Origin of the sequence: Enterobacter sp. BNK-14 (genome assembly GCF_047456095.1) — a bacterium.
Taxonomy (GTDB): Bacteria; Pseudomonadota; Gammaproteobacteria; order Enterobacterales; family Enterobacteriaceae; genus Enterobacter; species Enterobacter kobei.
In genome coordinates this window covers 1,837,899-1,860,860 of sequence record NZ_CP179897.1, presented here as the reverse complement: position 1 = coordinate 1,860,860, position 22,962 = coordinate 1,837,899, and the positions used below count along the sequence as shown (strand labels likewise).

The 22,962-nt window shown below is 55.7% G+C and carries 17 protein-coding genes; 14 read left to right on the top strand and 3 right to left on the bottom strand.

Going from position 1 to position 22,962, the window contains the following annotated elements:
• The first annotated feature begins 432 nt into the window (after nucleotides 1–432).
• The 7 genes from ACMGGM_RS08865 (at nucleotide 433) to ACMGGM_RS08835 (ending at nucleotide 7,568) form a co-directional block, all read left to right on the top strand.
• Nucleotides 433–762: a YqcC family protein gene (locus tag ACMGGM_RS08865; RefSeq protein WP_014885057.1), complete on the top strand. Its 330-nt coding sequence runs from the start codon at nucleotides 433–435 to the stop codon at nucleotides 760–762.
• Nucleotides 759–1,535: a tRNA pseudouridine(65) synthase TruC gene (truC, locus tag ACMGGM_RS08860; RefSeq protein ID WP_014885056.1), complete on the top strand. Its 777-nt coding sequence runs from the start codon at nucleotides 759–761 to the stop codon at nucleotides 1,533–1,535. The genes ACMGGM_RS08865 and truC overlap by 4 nt, the downstream gene beginning before the upstream one ends.
• Nucleotides 1,536–1,558: 23 nt before the next feature.
• Complete coding sequence (locus ACMGGM_RS08855; protein ID WP_023337703.1) at nucleotides 1,559–2,008, top strand: flavodoxin; 450 nt, start codon at nucleotides 1,559–1,561, stop codon at nucleotides 2,006–2,008.
• Between the two features lie 294 nt (nucleotides 2,009–2,302).
• Entirely contained in the window at nucleotides 2,303–3,658 is a 1,356-nt protein-coding gene (locus ACMGGM_RS08850) for an MFS transporter (protein WP_014885054.1), read from the top strand.
• Entirely contained in the window at nucleotides 3,658–4,998 is a 1,341-nt protein-coding gene (locus ACMGGM_RS08845) for an enolase C-terminal domain-like protein (protein ID WP_045134129.1), read from the top strand. Before ACMGGM_RS08850 ends, ACMGGM_RS08845 begins: the two co-directional genes overlap by 1 nt.
• Nucleotides 4,999–5,013: 15 nt before the next feature.
• On the top strand, nucleotides 5,014–6,351 hold the full coding sequence (gene gudD / locus ACMGGM_RS08840) for a glucarate dehydratase (protein WP_045134130.1): 1,338 nt from the start codon (nucleotides 5,014–5,016) through the stop codon (nucleotides 6,349–6,351).
• 77 nt (nucleotides 6,352–6,428) lie between these two features.
• Nucleotides 6,429–7,568, top strand: a complete 1,140-nt coding sequence (locus tag ACMGGM_RS08835) for a glycerate kinase (RefSeq protein ID WP_045134131.1) — start codon at nucleotides 6,429–6,431, stop codon at nucleotides 7,566–7,568.
• A 114-nt stretch (nucleotides 7,569–7,682) separates the two neighbouring features.
• On the opposite strand, the gene barA is transcribed toward ACMGGM_RS08835, so the two are convergent.
• Entirely contained in the window at nucleotides 7,683–10,442 is a 2,760-nt protein-coding gene (gene barA, locus ACMGGM_RS08830; RefSeq protein WP_045134132.1) for a two-component sensor histidine kinase BarA, read from the bottom strand.
• Nucleotides 10,443–10,499: 57 nt separating this feature from the next.
• Here barA and rlmD point away from each other — a divergent pair, with 57 nt between their 5' ends.
• From rlmD to eno, 5 genes are all read left to right on the top strand, one after another.
• Entirely contained in the window at nucleotides 10,500–11,798 is a 1,299-nt protein-coding gene (gene rlmD, locus ACMGGM_RS08825; RefSeq protein WP_023331199.1) for a 23S rRNA (uracil(1939)-C(5))-methyltransferase RlmD, read from the top strand.
• A gap of 51 nt (nucleotides 11,799–11,849) precedes the next feature.
• A complete protein-coding gene (relA, locus tag ACMGGM_RS08820) occupies nucleotides 11,850–14,081 on the top strand; it encodes a GTP diphosphokinase (protein ID WP_014885048.1) in 2,232 nt (743 codons plus the stop codon).
• A 66-nt stretch (nucleotides 14,082–14,147) separates the two neighbouring features.
• A complete protein-coding gene (gene mazG / locus ACMGGM_RS08815; RefSeq protein WP_014885047.1) occupies nucleotides 14,148–14,939 on the top strand; it encodes a nucleoside triphosphate pyrophosphohydrolase in 792 nt (263 codons plus the stop codon).
• Nucleotides 14,940–15,162: 223 nt separating this feature from the next.
• Nucleotides 15,163–16,800 carry a glutamine hydrolyzing CTP synthase gene (gene pyrG, locus ACMGGM_RS08810; protein WP_014885046.1) on the top strand — a complete coding sequence of 546 codons (1,638 nt, stop codon included), beginning with the start codon at nucleotides 15,163–15,165 and terminating at the stop codon, nucleotides 16,798–16,800.
• A gap of 82 nt (nucleotides 16,801–16,882) precedes the next feature.
• Nucleotides 16,883–18,181, top strand: a complete 1,299-nt coding sequence (eno, locus tag ACMGGM_RS08805) for a phosphopyruvate hydratase (protein ID WP_014885045.1) — start codon at nucleotides 16,883–16,885, stop codon at nucleotides 18,179–18,181.
• A 52-nt stretch (nucleotides 18,182–18,233) separates the two neighbouring features.
• Here the strand turns inward: eno and ACMGGM_RS08800 are convergent, their stop codons facing one another.
• Both ACMGGM_RS08800 and ACMGGM_RS08795 read right to left on the bottom strand, forming a co-directional pair.
• Nucleotides 18,234–19,343 (bottom strand): SDR family oxidoreductase, encoded by a 1,110-nt coding sequence (locus tag ACMGGM_RS08800; protein ID WP_023331198.1) that lies wholly within the window; start codon nucleotides 19,341–19,343, stop codon nucleotides 18,234–18,236.
• A 357-nt stretch (nucleotides 19,344–19,700) separates the two neighbouring features.
• Complete coding sequence (locus ACMGGM_RS08795) at nucleotides 19,701–20,525, bottom strand: MurR/RpiR family transcriptional regulator (RefSeq protein ID WP_045134133.1); 825 nt, start codon at nucleotides 20,523–20,525, stop codon at nucleotides 19,701–19,703.
• Between the two features lie 165 nt (nucleotides 20,526–20,690).
• On the opposite strand from ACMGGM_RS08795, the gene ACMGGM_RS08790 reads away from it, so the two are divergent.
• Both ACMGGM_RS08790 and ACMGGM_RS08785 read left to right on the top strand, forming a co-directional pair.
• Entirely contained in the window at nucleotides 20,691–22,250 is a 1,560-nt protein-coding gene (locus ACMGGM_RS08790) for a maltose/glucose-specific PTS transporter subunit IIC (protein WP_014885042.1), read from the top strand.
• Nucleotides 22,250–22,957, top strand: coding sequence for an N-acetylmannosamine-6-phosphate 2-epimerase (locus tag ACMGGM_RS08785; protein WP_014885041.1), 708 nt, complete (start codon nucleotides 22,250–22,252; stop codon nucleotides 22,955–22,957). The genes ACMGGM_RS08790 and ACMGGM_RS08785 overlap by 1 nt, the downstream gene beginning before the upstream one ends.
• The last annotated feature ends 5 nt before the right edge of the window (nucleotides 22,958–22,962 follow it).

Here is a 22,962-nt window from a genome sequence, read left to right as displayed (position 1 = left end):
ATTCTATCTCTGTCGACAGGACGCCGACACGAGAAACGAACATCAGGATGATGGCGTTTCTTACTCAGGACACGTCAGGATGACGCTGCAGGAAGGCTTCAGGATGAAGCAAAGGGATAACGCAGGACGCGTAAGGGACACCTCCAGGAAGGAGAACGAGAGCCGAACAGGACGGTCGGTGGGTCAGGAAGGCCAGGACGTTTCAGGATGAAACAAGCACGTCAGGAAGATGTGTGCAGGATGCGAAAGGTAGACGGATGACCAGCCCTTCGGGCATCAGGAAAAGTTGTCACGGATGAGCAGGGAGCACGAATTGTAGCTGGAATGCTGCGGAACGAACCGGGAGCACTGTTTTTACAGTGCTCCCTTTTTTTATTTCTGCCTCCCGCAATGCTATGCTGCGCGCCGTTCACTTTTTCAGTTGAGGTTACCATGACGCAACACGATAGCATTCGTGCTCAGTTGCACGCCATCGAAGCCCTTTTGCGCCAACATCAGCTGTGGCAAGAGACCGCGCCGCAGCCGGAAGCGTTCGCCAGCACCCAGCCATTTTGTCTGGATACCCTGGCCCCGTTCGAGTGGCTCCAGTGGGTGTTAATTCCGCGCATGCACGCGCTGCTGGAAGGCGGTCATCCGCTGCCGCAGGCGTTTGCGGTCTCTCCCTATTATGAAATGGCCCTTGAGGCGACGCACCCTGCGCGCGCGGTCATGCTGGTTGAGCTGGAAAAACTGGATGCCCTGTTTGCCGGTGAAGATGCATGACGCTTGAGATCCTCTATCAGGACGAGTGGCTGGTGGCGGTGAATAAACCGTCTGGCTGGCTGGTGCACCGCAGCTGGCTGGATCGCGACGAGAAAGTGGTCGTGATGCAGACCGTACGCGACCAGATTGGTCAGCATGTTTTTACCGCCCATCGTCTCGACAGACCGACCTCCGGCGTGCTGCTGATGGGGCTTTCCAGCGAGGCGGGACGTCTGCTGTCTCAGCAGTTCGAACAGCACCAGATCCAGAAACGCTACCACGCGATCGTGCGCGGCTGGCTGACGGACGCCGCCACGCTCGACTATCCGCTGGTAGAGGAGCTGGATAAAATCGCCGATAAATTTGCCCGCGATGACAAAGGCCCGCAGCCTGCCGTGACGGATTATCGCGGCATGGCGACCACAGAAATGCCGGTGGCAACCAGCAAATTCCCCACTACGCGCTACAGCCTGGTTGAGCTTTTGCCCAAAACCGGGCGTAAACACCAGCTGCGACGCCATCTTGCGCACCTGCGCCACCCGATTATTGGCGACAGCAAGCACGGCGATCTGCGCCAGAATCGCAGCGCGGCCGAGCATTTTGGCTGTAACCGACTGATGTTACACGCCAGCGAGCTTAGCCTGACCCACCCGTTTACCGGCGAACCGCTGAATATCCGTGCAGGGCTGGACGATGTCTGGATGCAGGCGCTGTCACAGTTTGGCTGGCTGGGGCAACTCCCCGAAAATGAAAGGGTTGAGTTTGTATCTGTCAACGTTCAGGATGAACAGTAAACGCATTCATAGGGAAAAATATCATGGCTGAAGTAGGCATTTTTGTCGGCACTATGTACGGCAACTCACTGCTGGTAGCGGAAGAGGCTGAGGCGATTCTGGCAAGCCAGGGCCATAAAGCCACGGTCTATGAAGACCCGGAACTGGCAGACTGGGAAAAGTACAAAGATAAATACATTCTGGTGGTGACGTCCACTACCGGGCAGGGCGATCTGCCGGACAGCATCGTGCCACTTTTCCAGGGCATTAAAGACCAGCTTGGCTATCAGCCGGACGTTCACTACGGCATCATTGCCCTGGGCGATAGCTCTTACGCAAACTTCTGCGGCGGCGGCAAGCAGTTTGATGCGCTCCTGCAGGAACAGAGCGCCCAGCGCGTCGGCGAGATGCTGCTGATTGATGCCGGTGAGCATCCTGAACCGGAAAGCGAATCGAACCCGTGGGTCGAGCAGTGGGCTACGCTCCTGAAATAGTTTTCCAGGCCGGGTCAGGCGAAGCCGCCACCCGGCAATACACCCCGCACCAAACCTCAATTCCGTGAACCACCTTCCACTTGCCTGGGCTTATGCCATAAACAACCGCTCGCACACCCTTTAATACTGTGTTTTTGCACGGTGAGAGAACGTGTCACTCCTTCATATACTTTTCCGGTCACTTATAAAACGGCTTCAGGCCGTACCAAAACGACAAAACACATCTCATTCTGATTACCCTACCGGTGCTGTACAGAATGAACCAGGCGAAAGCTATGTTTCAGGAGTGCAACAATGAGTACATTAAGCCACGCAGCGAGCAGCGCTGAGAAGCGCACTAATGCCCGCTACTGGATAGTGGTGATGCTGTTTATCGTCACATCCTTTAACTATGGTGACCGCGCCACGCTGTCGATTGCCGGCTCTGAAATGGCAAAAGATATCGGCCTTGATCCGGTGGGCATGGGTTACGTTTTCTCCGCATTCTCATGGGCCTACGTCATCGGGCAAATTCCAGGCGGCTGGCTTCTGGACCGTTTTGGCTCTAAACGTGTCTATTTCTGGTCCATCTTTATCTGGTCTGCATTTACCCTTTTGCAGGGCTTTGTCGATGTTTTCAACGGTTTTGGCATTATCGTCGCGCTCTTTACGCTGCGCTTCCTGGTAGGCCTGGCAGAAGCGCCTTCCTTCCCGGGAAACAGTCGTATTGTCGCGGCCTGGTTCCCGGCGCAGGAGAGGGGAACGGCGGTGGCGATTTTTAACTCCGCCCAATATTTCGCCACGGTGATCTTCGCACCCATTATGGGCTGGCTGACGCACGAAGTGGGCTGGTCGCACGTCTTCTTCTTTATGGGCGGGCTAGGGATCATCATTAGCTTCGTCTGGCTGAAAGTGATCCACGAACCGAATCAGCATCCTGGCGTAAACAAGAAAGAGCTGGAGTACATTGCGGAAGGTGGTGCGCTGATCAACATGGATCAGAAGTCCGGGAAAGTAAAAGTCCCGTTCAGCCAGAAATGGGCGCAGATCAAACAGCTTGTCGGTACGCGGATGATGATCGGCATCTATCTGGGCCAGTACTGTATCAACGCGCTAACCTACTTTTTCATCACCTGGTTCCCGGTGTACCTGGTGCAGGCGCGAGGTATGTCGATCCTGAAAGCGGGATTTGTTGCTTCGATCCCGGCGATCTGCGGCTTTATCGGTGGCGTGCTCGGCGGGGTGATATCCGACTGGCTGATGCGCCGCACCGGATCGCTGAACATCGCGCGTAAAACGCCGATTGTGCTCGGCATGCTGCTCTCCATGACTATGGTGTTCTGCAACTACGTCAGCGCCGAGTGGATGGTTATCGGCTTTATGGCGATGGCCTTCTTCGGCAAAGGCATTGGCGCGCTGGGCTGGGCGGTGATGGCGGATACCGCGCCAAAAGAGATCAGCGGCCTGAGCGGCGGTCTTTTCAATATGTTCGGCAACATTTCCGGGATTGTTACGCCAATCGCGATTGGCTACATCGTTGGTACGACGGGGTCATTCAACGGTGCACTGATCTACGTCGGCGTGCATGCGCTGGTGGCAGTCCTGAGTTACCTGGTGCTGGTGGGGGATATCAAACGTATTGAACTCAAACCCGTAGTGGAGCGTGGCTGATGACAACGCAATCAAGCCCCATCGTGACTGAAATGAACGTTATTCCCGTGGCCGGGCAGGACAGCATGCTGCTCAATATTGGCGGCGCGCACAATGCGTGGTTTACCCGCAATATCGTGGTGTTGACTGATAGCGCAGGAAATACTGGCGTGGGTGAGGCACCTGGTGGGGAGGTGATCTACCAGACCCTGGTCGATGCCATTCCGCAGGTGGTGGGCCAGGAGGTTGCCCGCCTGAACAAGGTGGTTCAACGGGTGCATAAGGGCAATCAGTCGGCAGATTTTGATACCTTCGGTAAAGGAGCCTGGACGTTTGAGCTGCGCGTCAACGCGGTGGCCGCGCTGGAGGCCGCCCTGCTTGATTTACTGGGTAAGGCGCTGAATGTCCCGGTCTGCGAGCTGCTGGGGCCGGGCAAACAGCGTGATGCCGTCACCGTGCTGGGCTATCTGTTCTACGTGGGCGATCGCACGAAAACCGATCTCCCCTATCTGGCGCAATCACCGGGTAACCACGACTGGTATAAGCTGCGCCACCAGCAAGCCCTTACCCGCGACGCGGTGGTCCGCCTGGCCGAGGCGGCTCAGGATCGCTACGGCTTCAAAGATTTCAAGCTCAAGGGTGGCGTGCTGCCCGGTGAGCAGGAGATTGAAACCGCCCGGGCGTTGAAAAAACGTTTCCCGGAGGCGCGTATCACCGTTGACCCTAACGGCGCCTGGCTGCTGGAGGAAGCCATCAGCCTGTGCAAAGGTCTGGGAGACGTGCTGACCTACGCAGAAGACCCGTGTGGCGCGGAGCAGGGCTTCTCTGGCCGTGAAGTCATGGCCGAATTCCGCCGTGCCACCGGCTTACCGGTCGCCACCAATATGATTGCCACTAACTGGCGCGAAATGGGGCATGCGGTGATGCTGAACGCTGTCGATATTCCGCTGGCGGACCCGCACTTCTGGACGCTCTCCGGCGCGGTGCGTGTGGCGCAGCTGTGCGATGACTGGGGACTGACCTGGGGCTGCCACTCCAACAATCACTTCGACATTTCGCTGGCGATGTTCACCCACGTTGGCGCCGCGGCACCGGGAAATCCGACCGCTATCGACACCCACTGGATTTGGCAGGAAGGCGAAGCCCGCCTGACGAAAAATCCGCTGGAAATCAAAAATGGCAAGATTGCCGTTCCCGATTCGCCGGGCCTGGGCGTGGAACTTGACTGGGACCGTGTCCACAAAGCCCATGAGGCGTATAAAAAGCTACCGGGCGGTGCGCGTAATGACGCAGGCCCGATGCAATACCTTATTCCCGGCTGGACATTTGACCGTAAGCGCCCTGTTTTTGGACGTCACTGATAAAAGGATTACACGATGAGTACTTTTACGACCCCTGTCGTCACTTCCATGCAAATCATTCCGGTCGCGGGTCATGACAGCATGCTGATGAACCTGAGCGGGGCACATGCACCGTTCTTTACCCGCAATATTGTCATTATCAAAGACAATGCCGGCCATACTGGTGTGGGTGAAATTCCGGGCGGGGAGAAGATCCGTAAAACGCTGGAGGATGCCATTCCGCTGGTGGTGGACAAAACGCTGGGTGAGTACAAAAATGTCCTCAACACCGTGCGCAACACCTTTGCCGACCGCGATGCGGGTGGCAGGGGGCTGCAAACCTTCGATCTGCGAACCACCATCCACGTGGTGACTGGGATTGAAGCCGCAATGCTGGATTTGCTGGGCCAGCACCTGGGCGTTAACGTTGCCTCGCTGCTGGGTGAGGGGCAGCAGCGTTCAGAAGTAGAAATGCTTGGCTATCTGTTCTTTGTCGGCAATCGCACACTGACGCCGCTGCCGTACCAAAGCCAGACGAAGGAAGCATGCGACTGGTACCGGCTGCGCCATGAAGAGGCGATGACCCCGGATGCGGTGGTGAGGCTGGCGGAAGCGGCATACGAAAAATATGGCTTCAATGATTTCAAACTGAAAGGCGGCGTGCTGGCGGGTGAAGAAGAGGCAGAGGCCATTTCCGCGCTGGCAAAACGCTTCCCACAGGCGCGCGTGACGCTTGATCCAAACGGTGCATGGTCGCTTGATGAAGCGATCAAAATAGGTAAACAGCTCAAAGGTGTGCTGGCGTATGCCGAGGATCCCTGCGGGGCCGAGCAAGGTTTCTCGGGCCGCGAAGTGATGGCGGAATTCCGTCGCGCCACCGGGCTGCCGACCGCGACCAATATGATTGCCACCGACTGGCGTCAGATGGGGCATACCCTGTCATTACAATCCGTTGATATTCCGCTGGCTGACCCGCACTTCTGGACGATGCAGGGCTCGGTCCGCGTGGCGCAGATGTGCCATGAGTTTGGCCTGACCTGGGGATCGCATTCTAATAACCACTTCGACGTGTCGCTGGCAATGTTCACCCACGTTGCCGCCGCCGCACCGGGCACCATTACCGCTATCGACACCCACTGGATCTGGCAGGAGGGGAATCAGCGTCTGACCAAAGCGCCGTTTGAGATAAAAGGTGGCATGGTGCAGGTGCCTTCAACGCCGGGATTGGGCATTGAGCTCGATATGGACCAGGTGATGAAAGCGCACGAGCTTTATCAGAAACACGGTCTGGGCGCGCGGGACGACGCGATGGCGATGCAGTATCTGATCCCCGACTGGACATTCGACAATAAACGTCCGTGCATGGTACGATAAACGCACTGGGACCGCTCCCATGAGCGGTTCTTTACGTGGTGTATGCTTAACGTAACGACTATGCGTAAGGATGGCTTATGAAAATTGTTATCGCACCGGACTCGTATAAGGAAAGTTTGAGTGCGCTTGAGGTTGCGACAGCGATAGAGCGCGGTTTTCGCGAGATCTTTCCCGAGGCGGTTTACGTCAAACTGCCGGTCGCGGATGGGGGAGAAGGCACCGTTGAGGCGATGATCGCGGCAACGCAGGGGCGAAGGGTACATGTCCCGGTGACCGGTCCCCTCGGCGAGCGGGTGGAAGGATTTTACGGGATTTCGGGTGACGAACAGAGCGCCTTTATTGAAATGGCGGCGGCAAGCGGTCTGGAACTGGTTGCGCCTTCGCAGCGCGATCCCCTGAAAACGACCTCCTGGGGCACAGGTGAACTTATCCGTCACGCGCTGGATGCGGGCGTTAAGCATATCATCATCGGTATCGGCGGCAGCGCCACCAATGACGGCGGGGCCGGGATGATGCAGGCGCTGGGTGCGAAGCTGCTCGACGCCAGTGAACAGCCGCTGGGGCAGGGCGGAGGCGAGCTGGGAAAACTCGCGCGTATCGACCTGAGGGGCCTGGACACGCGTCTGGCCGAGTGTCGGATTGAGGTCGCCTGCGACGTGACCAATCCTCTGGTTGGAAAGGATGGCGCGTCAGCCGTGTTTGGCCCGCAAAAGGGGGCCACGCCTGAGATGATCATCACCCTGGACAATGCGCTTGCTCATTATGCGCGGATTATTGCCCGGGATCTGGATATGGATGTGCTAAACCTTGCTGGCGGTGGTGCGGCGGGGGGCATGGGCGCGGCGCTGTACGCTTTTTGCGGCGCACAGTTGCGCCAGGGCATTGAGATTGTAACCGATGCGCTGCACCTGGCCGACCAGGTGGCCGATGCAGATTTGGTTATCACCGGCGAAGGCCGCATCGACAGCCAGACGATCCACGGCAAAGTCCCGGTGGGGGTAGCGAAGGTCGCGAAACGCTTTAACAAACCCGTTATCGGGATTGCGGGCAGTCTGACGGCGGATGTTGGCGTGGTTCACGATCACGGCATTGATGCGGTGTTTAGCGTGATTTACACCATCTGCTCGCTGGAAGATGCGCTGGAAAATGCCAGCGCGAATGTACAGATGACCGCCAGAAATATCGCGGCGGTGCTGAAAGTGGGGCAGGGAATGTAGTTCTCCCTCTCCCCGTAGGAGAGGGTTGGGGTGAGGGCATCAGGCCGCACCCGCAATCAGGCCGCACCCGCAATCGTAGGCCCGGTAAGGCGAAGCCGCCACCGGGCTTTTATCTCAGCTCCCCAATACCTTCATCGCTTCACGCGTCACGTTATCCATTTCATCCAGCAGCTCCAGAAACTCGGGTTCCAGCTCCGATTCTGGCGTACCTGCGCGCAGTTGCTGCTCCAGCAGCTGGCAGAGATTTTTAAGCCGCGGTACGCCGCTATAGCCGCAGCTGCCGTGAAGCTTGTGGATGGCTTCCAGCAGTTCATCCGGGTGTTCCCCCACAAGCTGTTCTTCAACTTTATTACGAATCTCCGGCAGAAACGCGACCAGCATTTGCAGCATCTCGCGGGCTAAATCGGGTTTACCTGCCGCCTGACGCAGTGCAAGCTGCCAGTCAAAGGTTGCATTTTGATTGACGGTGACCTCAACCGGCTCGCTGGAAACCGTGTAGCTTCCGCCAATATGTCCCGGCTTATAGCGTAACAGCAGGTTATGAAGCTTCTCTTCGTCGATAGGTTTGGCCAGATAATCATTCATCCCGGCGCTCAGTAACTTCTCTTTCTGACCGGCCATCGCATGCGCGGTGACTGCAATCACCGGCGTTTGCTGCTGATGTGGCAGCTGGTGGATCAACTCACAGGCCCGAATGCCATCCATGCCCGGCATCTGAATATCCATCAGAATTAAATCGAACTGCATCTGTTTGGCTTGTTCAACGGCCTGCGTGCCGCTGGTGCACAACTCCACATGCTGAACCTGATCTTCCAGCAACACGCCAATGAGCTTCAGGTTTGCCGGGTTGTCATCAACTGCCATCACGCTCATCGGCAGTTTTTGCTCATCGTTAATCAGCGGAAGGGCATGCTGGCTAAGACGGCAATACTCCGTGAGGGCGGGCAGCAGGCGGGTGGCGGTGAGGGGTTTAAGCAGACACGCGGCTGCCCCGTCGTTTTTCAACTCCTCCGCGTTTATCTGAGCGTGACAGGGCAGCGCCAGCAGCAGATAGTCGGTCATCGACGCGGCTTTCGCCAGCCGCTCCTGCTGCATGGTCAGTTCGCCGGTGAACGTCACCGGAATACCCATCAGCAGAATGTCGTAGTGCTCAACGGCAAGCGCCGAGAAGGTAGGGCTGTAGACTACCTCCAGAGGTGTAGTGCTTAAAATATCCAGCGTGCACTGCGCGGCCGCCGCGTTAGGCTCGACGTAGGCCAGACGCTTACCGTTCAGGCAGCTTGTCACCGGACCGTCGGTCAACGCGTTCGGATTGAGATCCAGGTTAATGTGGAACCAGAAGGTTGAACCACGGTTTGGCTGGCTGTGGAAAGAGATATCGCCGCCCATCTCGTTTACCAGCCTCTGCGTAATCACCAGCCCCAGACCGGTACCGCCATGACGACGGGAGATACTGGCATCCGCCTGGCGGAACGCCTGGAACAGACGCGACTGATCGCGCTCGGGAATACCAATCCCGGTATCGCGGATCTGAACCTCAATCTGTACCTTGTTGTTACTGAGCGCGCGTTTTTCTACCAGAATGTCGATGTTGCCGCTTTCGGTGAATTTAATGGCGTTGCCAACAAGATTGGTAATGACCTGCTGAAGGCGCAGAGGATCGCCGATGACGTTATCCGGCACGTCGTTTTTGATGTTAAGCGTCAGTTCAAGGCCTTTGTCGTGTGACGAGTGGGCGAGCAGCGTGACCACTTCATCGAGCGTACCGCGCAGCGGGAACGGTATGCTCTCCAGAATAAGCTTGCCCGCCTCCAGCTTGGAGAAGTCCAGCACGTCGTTAATGATCGCCAGCAGGTTGTTGGCCGAACGTTCAATGGTGTGCAGGTGATCGCGCTGCGTCGGGTTAAGCTCGCTTTTCAGCGTCAGGCGGGTAAAGCCGATCACCCCATTGAGCGGCGTACGCAGCTCGTGCGACATATTGGCAAGGAATTCAGATTTAATCCGCGCCGCTTCCTGGGCGCGCTTTTTCGCCAGATCCAGCTCAACGTTCTGGATCTCCATCTGCTCCAGCGTTTCGCGCAGGTCAGACGTCGCCTGGTCAACGTTATGTTGCATCTCTTCGTGATAGGCCGCCAGCGACATGGCCATCGAGTTGATGCCGTTTTTCAGCATATCCAGCTCGCCCAGCATAAAACCTTCTACGCGGCTGTCGAGCTGTCCCCGGCGGATGCGGTCAACAGTATTGACCATATTGCGGATGGGGCCCGTTACGTCGCGCATCAGGCGCCAGCCGAAGATCAGTGCAATACCAATACAGAACAGCATCATCACGCCAGAGATAAAAATCTCTTTGTACTGCTGTAGCCGGACTGATTTGAGATCCAGCTCCAGCGCCACGTATCCCAGCATGTTATTGCTGGATTTGGCGTCAGATTGCGCAGACTCGTCGGGGGAATAACTTTCCGACACGATCGGCGTGCGCAGGATCATGATATCGCCGCGCCGCAGTACGGTGAGATGGCGCGGGAAAGGTGTACCGTCCGGGATTTTCAGGGCCGCCGGATCGAGATGAAAATTCGAGGTGACAAACAGGCGGTTATGTTCGTCGTAAACGGAAATGGCGCGTACGATGTCCGAGTGGCGTCGGTGAAGCACGCTGATTAACTGCCCAATGGATTCGCGGTTTTGCAGGTTCATCCCGTACTCGCTTGAGACGGCGAGCGGTTCGATGATGCTGGCGCCTGCATCCTCCAGCTGTCGCTGCAAATCGTTATAGCGGTGCACCACAAAGAAGATACTCAGCAGCAAACCGATGAGAACGGTGGGGGCGAGGATCAAAATCATCATGCGCGCGCGCAGGCTGTAGTTGGTCATGGCGTTCCGTTATGGGACAATTAAGATAATTATGTTTATGTGAGAAAAATCTCGGCGATGGCGCAATTCTACTCTGCAAAACGACGCGTGACGACGCGTCAAATCATTACTGTTGAAGCCACAGACCTTGACCCGTTTGGTCAGGGGGTGGCTCATCACAATGGTAAGACTCTGTTTATAACAGGTTTGCTGCCAACAGAACGAGCAGAAATTACGCTGACGGAAGACAAACGCCAGTACGCGCGCGGACAGGTGAAGCGTCGCCTCAACGATAGCCCGGCGCGCGTTGCGCCACGCTGTCCGCATTTTGGCGTTTGCGGAGGCTGCCAGCAACAGCATGCGAGCACAGAATTACAGCAAAAAAGCAAAAGCCGCGCCCTGGCGCGTCTGCTGAAGCACGACGTGAACGAAGTTATTGCTGATCAGCCCTGGGGCTACCGTCGCCGCGCGCGTCTGAGTCTGAGCTATCAGCCCAAAACGGCGCGGCTGGAGATGGGTTTTCGCAAAGCGGCCTCCAGCGATATTGTTGATGTGAAGCAGTGCCCTGTTTTGGTGCCCCATCTTGAGGCATTGCTTCCGCACGTGCGCACTTGCCTCTCAGGACTGGACGGCGTTCGCCATCTTGGGCATGTCGAACTGGTCATGGCCAATAATGGCCCGCTGATGGTGTTGCGCCACACCGCGCCATTATCGAAAAAAGATCGCGAAAAACTGGAACGCTTTTCGCATTCCCACGACCTGGCGCTTTTCCTTGCTCCACAAAGCGAGATACTTGAACAGGTTACCGGTGATGCGCCCTGGTATGCGTCAAACGGGCTACGCTTAACGTTTAGCCCGCGGGATTTCATTCAGGTAAATGATGGCGTAAACCAGCAGATGGTTGAGAAAGCGCTGGCGTGGCTTGATATACAGCCCACCGATCGGGTGCTCGATCTGTTCTGCGGCATGGGCAACTTCACGCTGCCGCTGGCGCGAAAAGCAGCAAGCGTCGTTGGCGTGGAAGGTGTTGAAGCGCTGGTGGCTAAAGGGCAGGAGAACGCACAACAGAACGGCTTGCAAAATGTGACATTCTTTCATCAAAATCTTGAGGAAGATGTGACGCAACAGCCGTGGGCACAGCAGGGATTTGACAAAATCCTGCTCGACCCGGCACGCGCCGGTGCCCCGGGCGTCATGGCGCATGTGATTAAACTTGCCCCGAAGCGTGTGGTCTATGTTTCCTGTAACCCGGCAACGCTTGCCCGTGACAGTGAGGTATTAATCAGCGCGGGTTACCAAATTCAGCGTCTGGCAATGCTGGACATGTTCCCGCACACTGGGCATCTGGAATCGATGGTGTTGTTCGAGCACATCTAATTTGTTTGGCTTGTCGACTTCGACAGGCCCTGGTCCCTAAAGGAGAGGACAATGGTTGCGGTAAGAAGTGCACATCTCAATAAAGCTGGGGAGTTTGACCCACAAAAATGGATCGCAAGTCTGGGAATTTCCAGCCAGCAGTCGTGTGAACGCTTAACCGAAACCTGGGCCTACTGTCTTCGCACCACACAGGGTCATCCGGATGCCGATCTCCTTTTGTGGCGCGGCGTGGAGATGGTTGAAATCTTATCCATGCTGAACATGGATATTGAAACGCTGCAGGCCGCGTTGCTGTTTCCTCTCGCCGATGCGAACGTCGTGACGGAAGACGTGCTGCGTGAGAGCGTCGGAAAATCCGTCGTCGCGCTGATCCACGGCGTGCGCGATATGGCGGCTATCCGCCAGCTTAAAGCCGCGCACACCGATTCCGTCTCCTCTGAGCAGGTCGATAACGTCCGCCGGATGCTGCTGGCCATGGTGGATGATTTCCGCTGTGTGGTCATCAAACTGGCCGAGCGTATTGCCCACCTGCGTGAGGTGAAGGATGCGCCGGAAGACGAGCGCGTGCTGGCCGCCAAAGAGTGTACAAACATCTATGCGCCGCTGGCGAACCGGTTAGGTATCGGTCAGCTCAAATGGGAGCTGGAAGATTACTGCTTCCGTTATCTGCACCCGGCGGAATATAAGCGCATTGCCAAACTTCTGCATGAACGCCGCATTGACCGCGAGCACTATATCGAGGAGTTTGTCGGCGGCTTGCGCCAGGCGATGAAAGAAGAGAACGTGCGCGCCGAAGTCTACGGGCGACCTAAGCACATCTACAGCATCTGGCGCAAAATGCAGAAGAAACACCTCGCCTTTGACGAGCTGTTTGACGTGCGTGCCGTGCGTATCGTGGCGGAACGTCTGCAGGACTGCTACGCCGCGCTGGGGATCGTCCACACTCACTTCCGCCATCTGCCGGATGAGTTTGATGACTATGTGGCTAACCCTAAACCTAACGGTTATCAGTCCATTCACACCGTGGTGCTTGGCCCTGGCGGCAAAACGGTCGAAATTCAGATCCGCACCAAACAGATGCACGAAGATGCCGAGCTGGGCGTTGCCGCGCACTGGAAATACAAAGAGGGAACGTCGGGCGGGGCGCGTTCTGGTCACGAGGATCGCATCGCCTGGCTGCGCAAGCTGATTGCGTGGCAGGAAGAGATGGCCGACTCGGGCGAAATGCTCGACGAAGTCCGCAGCCAGGTCTTTGACGACCGGGTCTACGTCTTTACCCCGAAAGGGGATGTGGTCGACCTGCCAGCCGGTTCAACGCCGCTTGATTTTGCCTACCACATCCACAGTGACGTGGGGCACCGCTGTATCGGGGCGAAAATCGGCGGGCGCATCGTCCCGTTCACTTACCAGTTGCAGATGGGCGATCAGATTGAAATCATCACCCAGAAGCAGCCTAACCCGAGCCGGGACTGGCTTAATCCGAACCTGGGGTACGTCACCACCAGCCGCGGACGCTCAAAAATTCACGCCTGGTTCCGCAAGCAGGATCGAGACAAAAATATCCTTGCCGGTCGTCAGATCCTTGACGACGAGCTGGAACATATCGGGATCAGCCTGAAAGAGGCCGAGAAATTCCTGCTGCCGCGCTACAACTTCAACGAGCTTGACGAACTGTTAGCGGCAATTGGCGGCGGCGATATTCGTCTCAATCAGATGGTTAACTTCCTGCAGGCGCAGTTCAATAAGCCAAGCGCGGAAGAGCAGGACGCGGCGGCGCTGAAGCAGCTGCAGCAGAAAACCTACGCCCCGCAGCAGCGCAGTAAAGATAATGGCCGCGTAGTGGTCGAGGGAGTGGGCAATCTGATGCACCACATTGCCCGCTGCTGTCAGCCAATTCCGGGCGACGACATCGTCGGTTTTATCACCCAGGGGCGCGGGATCTCGATCCACCGTTCCGACTGTGACCAGCTTGCCGAGCTGCAGTCCCATGCGCCGGAGCGCATCGTGGAAGCGGTCTGGGGGGAGAGCTACTCCGCCGGCTACTCGCTGGTGGTGCGTGTTACCGCCAATGACCGCAGCGGCCTGCTGCGCGATATCACCACCATTCTCGCCAACGAGAAGGTCAACGTGCTGGGTGTTGCCAGCCGCAGCGATACCCGCGAGCAGCTTGCCACCATCGATATGACCATCGAAATCTACAACCTGCAGGTGCTGGGTCGCGTGCTCGGCAAACTGAACCAGGTGCCGGATGTGATTGACGCGCGTCGTCTGCACGGCGGGTAAATACACTCTTCTGTAGGCCGGGTAAGGCTTTGCCGCCACCCGGCTTGTTTTTTAATGGAAAACACTATGACTCAAATCGACCGCCTGCTCGGCATCATGAAACGCCTGCGCGATCCGGAAAACGGCTGCCCGTGGGACAAAGAGCAGACTTTCTCCACCATCGCCCCGTACACGCTTGAAGAGACCTACGAGGTGCTGGACGCCATTTCTCGCGAGGATTTTGACGACCTGCGTGGTGAACTCGGCGACCTGCTGTTCCAGGTGGTGTTCTACGCCCAGATGGCGCAGGAAGAAGGGCGCTTTAACTTTGATGATATCTGCGCCGCTATCAGCGACAAGCTTGAGCGCCGTCACCCGCATATCTTTGGCGATGCCACCGCAGGCAACAGCGCGGAAGTACTGGCCCGCTGGGAGCAGATTAAAAGCGCCGAGCGTGCTGAAAAATCCCAGCATTCGGCGCTGGACGATATTCCTCTGAGTCTGCCTGCGCTGATGCGCGCGCATAAAATTCAAAAGCGTTGTTCCGCCGTCGGTTTTGACTGGGACTCTCTGGGGCCGGTGCTGGATAAAGTGCATGAAGAGATCGACGAGGTTATGCACGAAGCGCAGCAGGCGGTGGTGGATGAAGCAAAGCTTGAGGAAGAGATGGGCGATCTGTTGTTTGCGACCGTCAACCTTTCGCGCCATTTAGGTGTAAAAGCGGAAACCGCATTGCAAAAAGCCAATCTGAAATTCGAACGTCGTTTTCGTGAAGTGGAGCGGATTGTCGCCTCGCGCGGCCTGGAAATGACCGGAATTGACCTCCAGGCGATGGAAGAAGTCTGGCAGGAAGTAAAACGCCAGGAATCTGATCTCTAACGGAATTTTGCGATCAAGCGCAATTTGTGTGATTTTTTAAATGACAAGCGCTTGATTTGCGTCAAAAACATTTACCCAAAAGGGGCTATTTTCTCACTCCTTATGTTTGTCATGGCCTGGAATGGAGACGGAGAATGAAAGTTTGTGGCGCTCGCCGTGTTCGGGTATACTACTTTCCCGTCCTGGTTATTCCATCGTTTCACCCTAACTTCTCAGGTTCAGCATGACAACGAACTATATTTTTGTGACCGGCGGGGTCGTATCCTCTCTGGGTAAAGGCATTGCCGCAGCCTCCCTCGCAGCCATTCTTGAAGCCCGTGGCCTCAATGTGACCATGATGAAACTGGATCCGTACATCAACGTCGATCCTGGCACCATGAGCCCAACCCAACACGGGGAAGTGTTCGTTACTGAAGACGGCGCTGAAACCGATCTGGATCTTGGCCACTACGAGCGTTTCATTCGTACCAAAATGACCCGTCGTAACAACTTTACGACAGGCCGCATCTACTCCGACGTTCTGCGTAAAGAGCGCCGCGGTGACTACCTGGGCGCGACCGTTCAGGTTATCCCACACATCACTAACGCCATCAAAGAGCGTGTCCTTGCCGGTGGCGAAGGGCATGACGTTGTGCTGGTTGAAATCGGCGGTACCGTAGGGGATATCGAATCCCTGCCGTTCCTCGAAGCGATTCGTCAGCTGGCGGTAGATATTGGTCGTGAGCATGCGCTGTTCATGCACCTGACGCTGGTGCCTTACATGGCGGCTGCAGGTGAAGTGAAAACCAAACCGACTCAGCACTCTGTTAAAGAGCTGCTTTCCATCGGTATTCAGCCTGACATCCTGGTTTGCCGTTCCGATCGCGCTATCCCGGCGAACGAACGTGCGAAAATTGCATTGTTCTGTAACGTGCCTGAAAAAGCCGTTATTTCAATGAAAGATGTCGATTCCATTTATAAAATCCCGGGCCTGTTGAAATCGCAGGGCCTGGACGATTATATTTGTAAACGATTCAGCTTGAACTGTCCGGAAGCTAACCTGTCTGAATGGGAACAGGTTATCTATGAAGAAGCCAATCCGGCGGGCGAAGTGACTATCGGTATGGTCGGCAAGTACATTGAACTGCCGGATGCCTATAAGTCAGTTATCGAAGCGCTGAAACACGGTGGTCTGAAGAACCGCGTCTCCGTGAACATCAAGCTGATTGATTCGCAGGATGTTGAAACGCGTGGCGTGGAAATTCTGAAAGATCTGGATGCGATTCTCATCCCTGGCGGCTTTGGCTACCGTGGTGTTGAAGGCAAGATCGCCACTGCACGCTATGCGCGTGAAAACAATATTCCTTACCTCGGCATCTGCCTGGGTATGCAGGTTGCGCTGATCGAATTTGCGCGCAACGTAGCGGGAATGGAAAACGCGAACTCTACGGAATTTGTGCCAGACTGTAAGTACCCTGTAGTGGCGCTGATTACGGAATGGCGCGACGAAGACGGTAACGTCGAAGTCCGTACCGAGAAGAGCGATCTGGGTGGCACAATGCGTCTTGGCGCACAGGCCTGCCAGCTGTCCGACGATAGCGTGGTTCGCAAGCTGTATGGCGAATCGGTCATCACCGAGCGCCATCGTCACCGCTATGAAGTCAACAACATGCTGTTGAAACAAATTGAAGCTGCGGGCCTGCGCGTTGCGGGCCGCTCCGGGGATGATCAGTTAGTCGAGATCATTGAAGTGCCAAACCATCCATGGTTTGTTGCCTGCCAGTTCCACCCGGAATTTACTTCAACGCCGCGTGACGGGCATCCGCTGTTTGCAGGCTTCGTGAAAGCCGCCAGCGAGTACCAGAAGCGTCAGGCGAAGTAAAAAAAGTTAGAACGGCAACGCGTACCTTTGGTACGCGTTGTTTGTCTGGAGTTTTAGTTTAACTTGTACTGAGGAAAATCTAATGTCCAAAATCGTTAAAGTCATCGGTCGTGAAATCATCGACTCCCGTGGTAACCCGACCGTTGAAGCTGAAGTTCATCTGGAAGGTGGTTTCGTCGGTATGGCAGCTGCTCCATCAGGTGCTTCTACGGGTTCCCGCGAAGCGCTGGAACTGCGCGATGGCGACAAATCCCGTTTCATGGGCAAAGGCGTACTGAAAGCGGTTGGCGCTGTAAACGGTCCTATTGCTCAGGCCATCATTGGCAAAGACGCTAAAGACCAGGCTGGCATCGACAAGATCATGATCGATCTGGACGGTACTGAAAACAAATCTAACTTCGGTGCGAACGCAATCCTGGCGGTTTCCCTGGCGAACGCCAAAGCAGCAGCGGCTGCTAAAGGTATGCCACTGTTCGAGCACATCGCTGAACTGAACGGCACCCCAGGCAAATACTCCATGCCTGTACCAATGATGAACATCATCAACGGTGGTGAGCACGCAGACAACAACGTTGATATTCAGGAATTCATGATTCAGCCAGTTGGCGCGAAATCCCTGAAAGAAGCGGTACGTATGGGTTCTGAAGTGTTCCACAACCTGGCTAAAGTTCTGAAAGCTAAAGGTATGAACACGGCTGTAGGTGACGAAGGTGGCTATGCGCCAAACCTGGGTTCTAACGCAGAAGCTCTGGCTGTTATCGCAGAAGCAGTAAAAGCTGCTGGCTACGAGCTGGGCAAAGATATCACCCTGGCGATGGACTGTGCAGCATCTGAATTCTACAAAGACGGTAAATACGTTCTGGCTGGCGAAGGCAACAAAGCGTTCACCTCCGAAGAGTTCACTCACTTCCTGGAAGACCTGACCAAACAGTACCCAATCGTCTCTATCGAAGACGGTCTGGACGAGTCTGACTGGGATGGTTTCGCATACCAGACCAAAGTACTGGGCGACAAAATCCAGCTGGTTGGTGACGATCTGTTCGTAACCAACACCAAGATCCTGAAAGAAGGCATCGAGAAAGGCATCGTTAACTCCATCCTGATCAAATTCAACCAGATCGGTTCTCTGACCGAAACCCTGGCTGCGATCAAAATGGCGAAAGACGCTGGCTACACCGCTGTCATCTCTCACCGTTCTGGTGAAACTGAAGATGCAACCATTGCTGACCTGGCAGTGGGTACCGCTGCAGGCCAGATCAAAACCGGTTCTATGAGCCGTTCTGACCGTGTTGCTAAATACAACCAGCTGATTCGTATCGAAGAAGCGCTGGGTGAAAAAGCACCATACAACGGTCGTAAAGAGATCAAAGGCCAGGCATAATTGCTTAAGCCTTAAATGAAAATGCCAGTCGAAAGACTGGCATTTTTTTTGGCTATTTAAAATCGACCGCCATTTGCTCCGGGATGGTCAATCCCCGGGTGGTCTGGACGCAGCGGGCGATATAATCCGTAAAACGCGGGGGTTTCGGCATTCCCATGCTGAGCAGCTTATCGTTGCTGAAGCGCACGTTCAGCGTGGCAAAGGCGCCGTATAAGCGCATCGCTCTCAGCATCAGGCGTTCGTTGCATGGACCAAAAATCGTTTTCAGCTCGCGGCGCATTCTGACCAGCGTTTCGTAGCTGACCTGCGCATATTTATCACCGACGGGCGCTTTCTCCAGCGCCTGCGCCATCGCCTGATCGATGTCTGCAAAGCGAACGCTGTTTTCTTCCCCGGCAGAAATATGCACCACCTCACCCGGACGCGCGTTGCTGCCGAGCAGCATTAACAGCGCGTCGGCGCAATAATCCACCGGCACTACGTCGATCCGGTCTTCCATTGAACACATAAACTTTTGCAGCATCAGGCCCATACTGAAGACCCAGAAGATGCTGCTCGACGGCGTGCAGCCGTGACGGGTATGGCCGACGACGATGGAGGGGCGGGCGATAAGCAGCGGCAGGTCCGGGCACTCCTGACGCATCAGCTTTTCAATGGTTGACTTCGAATAAGTGTATTCCACCAGATGTTCAGCATTTTCTCTGAATTCAGCACTTTCCGCGACCAGTGAATCCTGCTCCGGGGTGCATGACATTGCTGTGCCTACGTGCAGGAAACGCTGCAGTCCAGTGACCTGTTCCATGCGGCGTGCCAGCGCAAGGGTACCGTCGACGTTTACCTTCCAGATAAGCGGGTTGTTTCCAAATGAGGCGACAGCCGCGCAGTTAACCACATGCGTGACCTGGTTCAGTCGCGGATCGTTCAGAAAGGCCTCCGGCTGACTGAGGTCGCCAATGAGAATATTCTCCACGCTCAGGGAAGCCAGTTTCTCCTCAGAAACGTTGAACTTACGCATGTTCTCCTGCACGCGCTCCAGCCCGCTTTGCGGATCGCCGGCGCGGGCAAGCAAAAGGAGTTTCACGGATTGATCGCTCGTCAGGATTTTTTCAAGTACTGCACCGCCCAGGAAACCGGTCACGCCTGTAATCAATAACATCTTCATTAATACCGTCTCATTATGATTGATGAGGCGGATTGTAGGCGCGCAAAAGTAAACGGCATTTAAATAATAAATCGCCGAAACAGGCTGCGTCTTAAGCTTATTTTAAGGAAAGGAAATCAGGTGGAGATATTGGACATTGCGGAAAGGTGAAAAATTCAATTTATAAATAATTATATTTCAACTTTATGATTTGTATTGATTTTTATGCTTCGGGGATAGGGTGGTTACAGCATTGAAAATGTAATAAATAAAATATTTTGTTACACCAAACATTTCTCTGGAAAATAAATTAAATTTTGCTTAAGGGAAATTGAGTAACTTAAAAGCAGGCTAGTTTATGTAGCCTGCGTAATATTTTCAGAGCAGCAAAGGAAGCGTAGCGCTGGCTGTTTGCTGGCTAACATCCGCGTAATGGTTGTCCAGCGTAATAAGAGAGGTGGTCAGCAATTCGACCAGCAGCATGACACCCACCTTTGCATTGAGCGCGCCAGCGCTAAGCGGGCCTTCTGGCTTGGCGGCTACCAGTTGCATATCACTCAGGGAAGCCAGCGGGCTACGTGGCGTGTTGCTGAGCGCCAGAACCTTTACGCCGCGCTTGCGGGCCAGTTTCACCACATGAAGTAAATCCCGCGTAGAACCGGAACTGGAGATAGCCACGACCAGCGTTTCAGCCGAGAGCGTTGCCGCATTCATGGCCGCGCGGTGCATGTCGCTAAATAACTGTGCGGGTTTACCCAGCCTTAATAACTTGTAATGCAGATACTCACCGAGGATTGCGCTGGCCGCGACGCCATAGATCTGCACGGAGTGCGCCTGGTGCAGTGCCAGTGCGGCTTTTTCAAGCAGCGCCCGGTCCAGGAGCCTAGCGGTATCCTGCAGAGCCAGGATTGACTCATCCACCACGTTATCAATTTCATCCCCGGCCTCTCGCGCGGGCTGACCCTGCTGAATATCCAGCGCCAGCGCCATTTTGAATTCGTTGTAGCCCTTGCAGCCCAGCGTCCGGCAAAGACGCGTCACGCTGGCCTCGCTGGTGTGACTCTCGCGCGCCAGTTCCGTGATCGTCAGGTAGAGCACTCGGGCGGGATCGCTGAGGACAAACTCGCCGAGTTTTTGTTGTGTTGGGCTGTACCCGGAAGCCTCCTGGCGGAGCTTCAGCAGCAGATTTTCATGGTCCGACATGCCAGGTCCTTAATGCGTTTCTCTGTGACTAGTGTGACGGAAAGCGGGGGAAAGATGCCAGTCATTTTGAAAAAGTATGATCGGTCTCCTGGTTTTTGGTGATAATTTTCACTATTAAATATTTATATGGTAAAAATTTTCATCAATAAATGGGGGGATGAAAAAATGATGCAAATGTTCAGTGGAGCCTCTTCGGGGGGATGGTTTGAAAAAGCGCAGCGCTTCGGCAAATCGTTTATGTTGCCCATCGCCGTGTTGCCTGCGGCGGGTCTGCTGCTTGGGATAGGCGGCGCGTTGTCGAATCCCAATACGCTGACGGCCTATCCGTTTTTAGATGTGGGCTGGCTGCAGGCGGTTTTCACCATCATGAGCAGTGCAGGTTCCATCGTATTTGCGAACCTCTCGGTGCTGTTTGCGGTTGGGGTGGCCGTTGGGCTGGCAAAAAGTGATAAAGGCACGGCAGGGCTGGCGGCGTTACTGGCGTTTCTGGTGATGAACGCCACCATCAACGCGCTGCTGATCCTCACCGGCAAACTGGCGCAGGAAAACCCGGGGGCCGTGGGGCAGGGGATGACGCTGGGGATTCAGACGCTGGAAACGGGTGTATTTGGCGGCGTGGTGATTGGTCTCGTGACCTGCGCGTTGCATCACCGGTTTAATAAAATTGCCCTTCCGCAGTTCCTGGGCTTCTTTGGCGGCTCGCGCTTTGTCCCGATTATCAGCTCGCTGGCGGCGATACTCGTCGGCGCGCTGATGACCGTGGTCTGGCCGCATTTTCAGAAACTGATCTTTGGTCTGGGCGGTCTGGTAGACGCCACAGGTTATCTGGGCACCCTGCTGTACGGCTTCATTTTGCGTATGCTGGGCCCGTTCGGGTTGCACCACATCTTCTATCTTCCGTTCTGGACCACGGCCCTTGGCGGCAGCGAGATCGTCAATGGTCATCTGGTGGAGGGTACGCAGCGGATCTTCTTCGCCCAGCTGGCCGACCCGACGACGCGTCAGTTTTATGAAGGCACGTCGCGCTTCATGTCCGGGCGCTTTATTACGATGATGTTTGGCCTGCTCGGCGCGTGTCTGGCGATGTACCACACGGCAAAACCCGAGAACAAAAAGCGCGTTGCCGGGCTTCTGCTCTCTGCGGCGTTAACCTCTTTCCTGACGGGCATTACCGAGCCCATCGAGTTCTCCTTCCTGTTTATTGCGCCGGTGCTTTACGTCATCCATGCGCTGTTTGACGGGCTGGCGTTCATGCTCGCACACATGCTGCATATCACCATCGGGCAAACCTTCTCCGGCGGTTTTATCGACTTCGTGCTGTTCGGTATTTTGCAGGGGGAGGCCAAAACCAACTGGATGTTCGTTCCGCTGGTCGGCGTGCCGTGGTTCTTCCTTTACTACTTCACCTTCCGCTACCTGATTAACCGTTTTGATTTCGCCACGCCGGGCCGTGAAAAGACGGCGATGGTTGATGAAGTGAGTCTGCCGCAAAGCGAGCGTGCTGCGGCGGTGATCGCCGGATTAGGTGGAAAAGACAATCTGGACGAGGTGGACTGCTGCGCCACGCGCCTTCGCGTCACGGTCAAAGACGGCAGCAAGGTGGATGACGCGGCGCTGAAAGCGACCGGCGCGCGCGGCGTTATCGTGCGCGGTAACGGGGTTCAGGTCATTTATGGCCCGCACGTCACCATTATCAAAAACGAAGTGGAAGAGATTTTATCGTAATGAAAACTGTACTGGATAACCTGAAGGGAAAACTGGTCGTCTCCTGTCAGGCGCTGGAGAATGAACCGCTGCATAGCCCGTTTATTATGTCGCGGATGGCGCTGGCGGCGGCGCAGGGCGGGGCCGCTGCCATTCGTGCCAACAGCGTGGTGGATATCGAGGCCATTAAGCAGCAGGTCTCTTTGCCTGTCATCGGCATCATCAAACGGGATTACCCGGAAAGCGAAGTGTTTATCACCGCCACGATGAAAGAGGTGGATGAGCTCATGGCCGTCGCTCCGGAAATCATAGCCCTTGATGCCACGGCCAGGGAGCGTCCCGGTGGGGAATCCCTGGAAACGCTGGTCATGCGCATCCGCTCGCGCTACCCCTCGGTACTGCTGATGGCGGATATTTCCACCGTGGACGAAGCCGTGACGGCGCAGGCGCTGGGCTTTGACTGCGTCGGCACGACGCTTTACGGCTATACGGCGGAAACGGCGGGCCATTTGCTTCCGGAGAACGACTGCGCGTTCCTGAAGGCCGTGCTGGCGGCCGTGACGGTTCCCGTGGTTGCCGAAGGGAACGTGGATACGCCTGAACGCGCGGCCCGGTGCCTGGCGCTGGGGGCGCACACGGTCGTCGTCGGCGGCGCGATCACCCGTCCACAGCAAATTACCGAACGGTTTATGGCGGCGATTAGCGCGCAAAGCACCGATGGAGCATGACCATC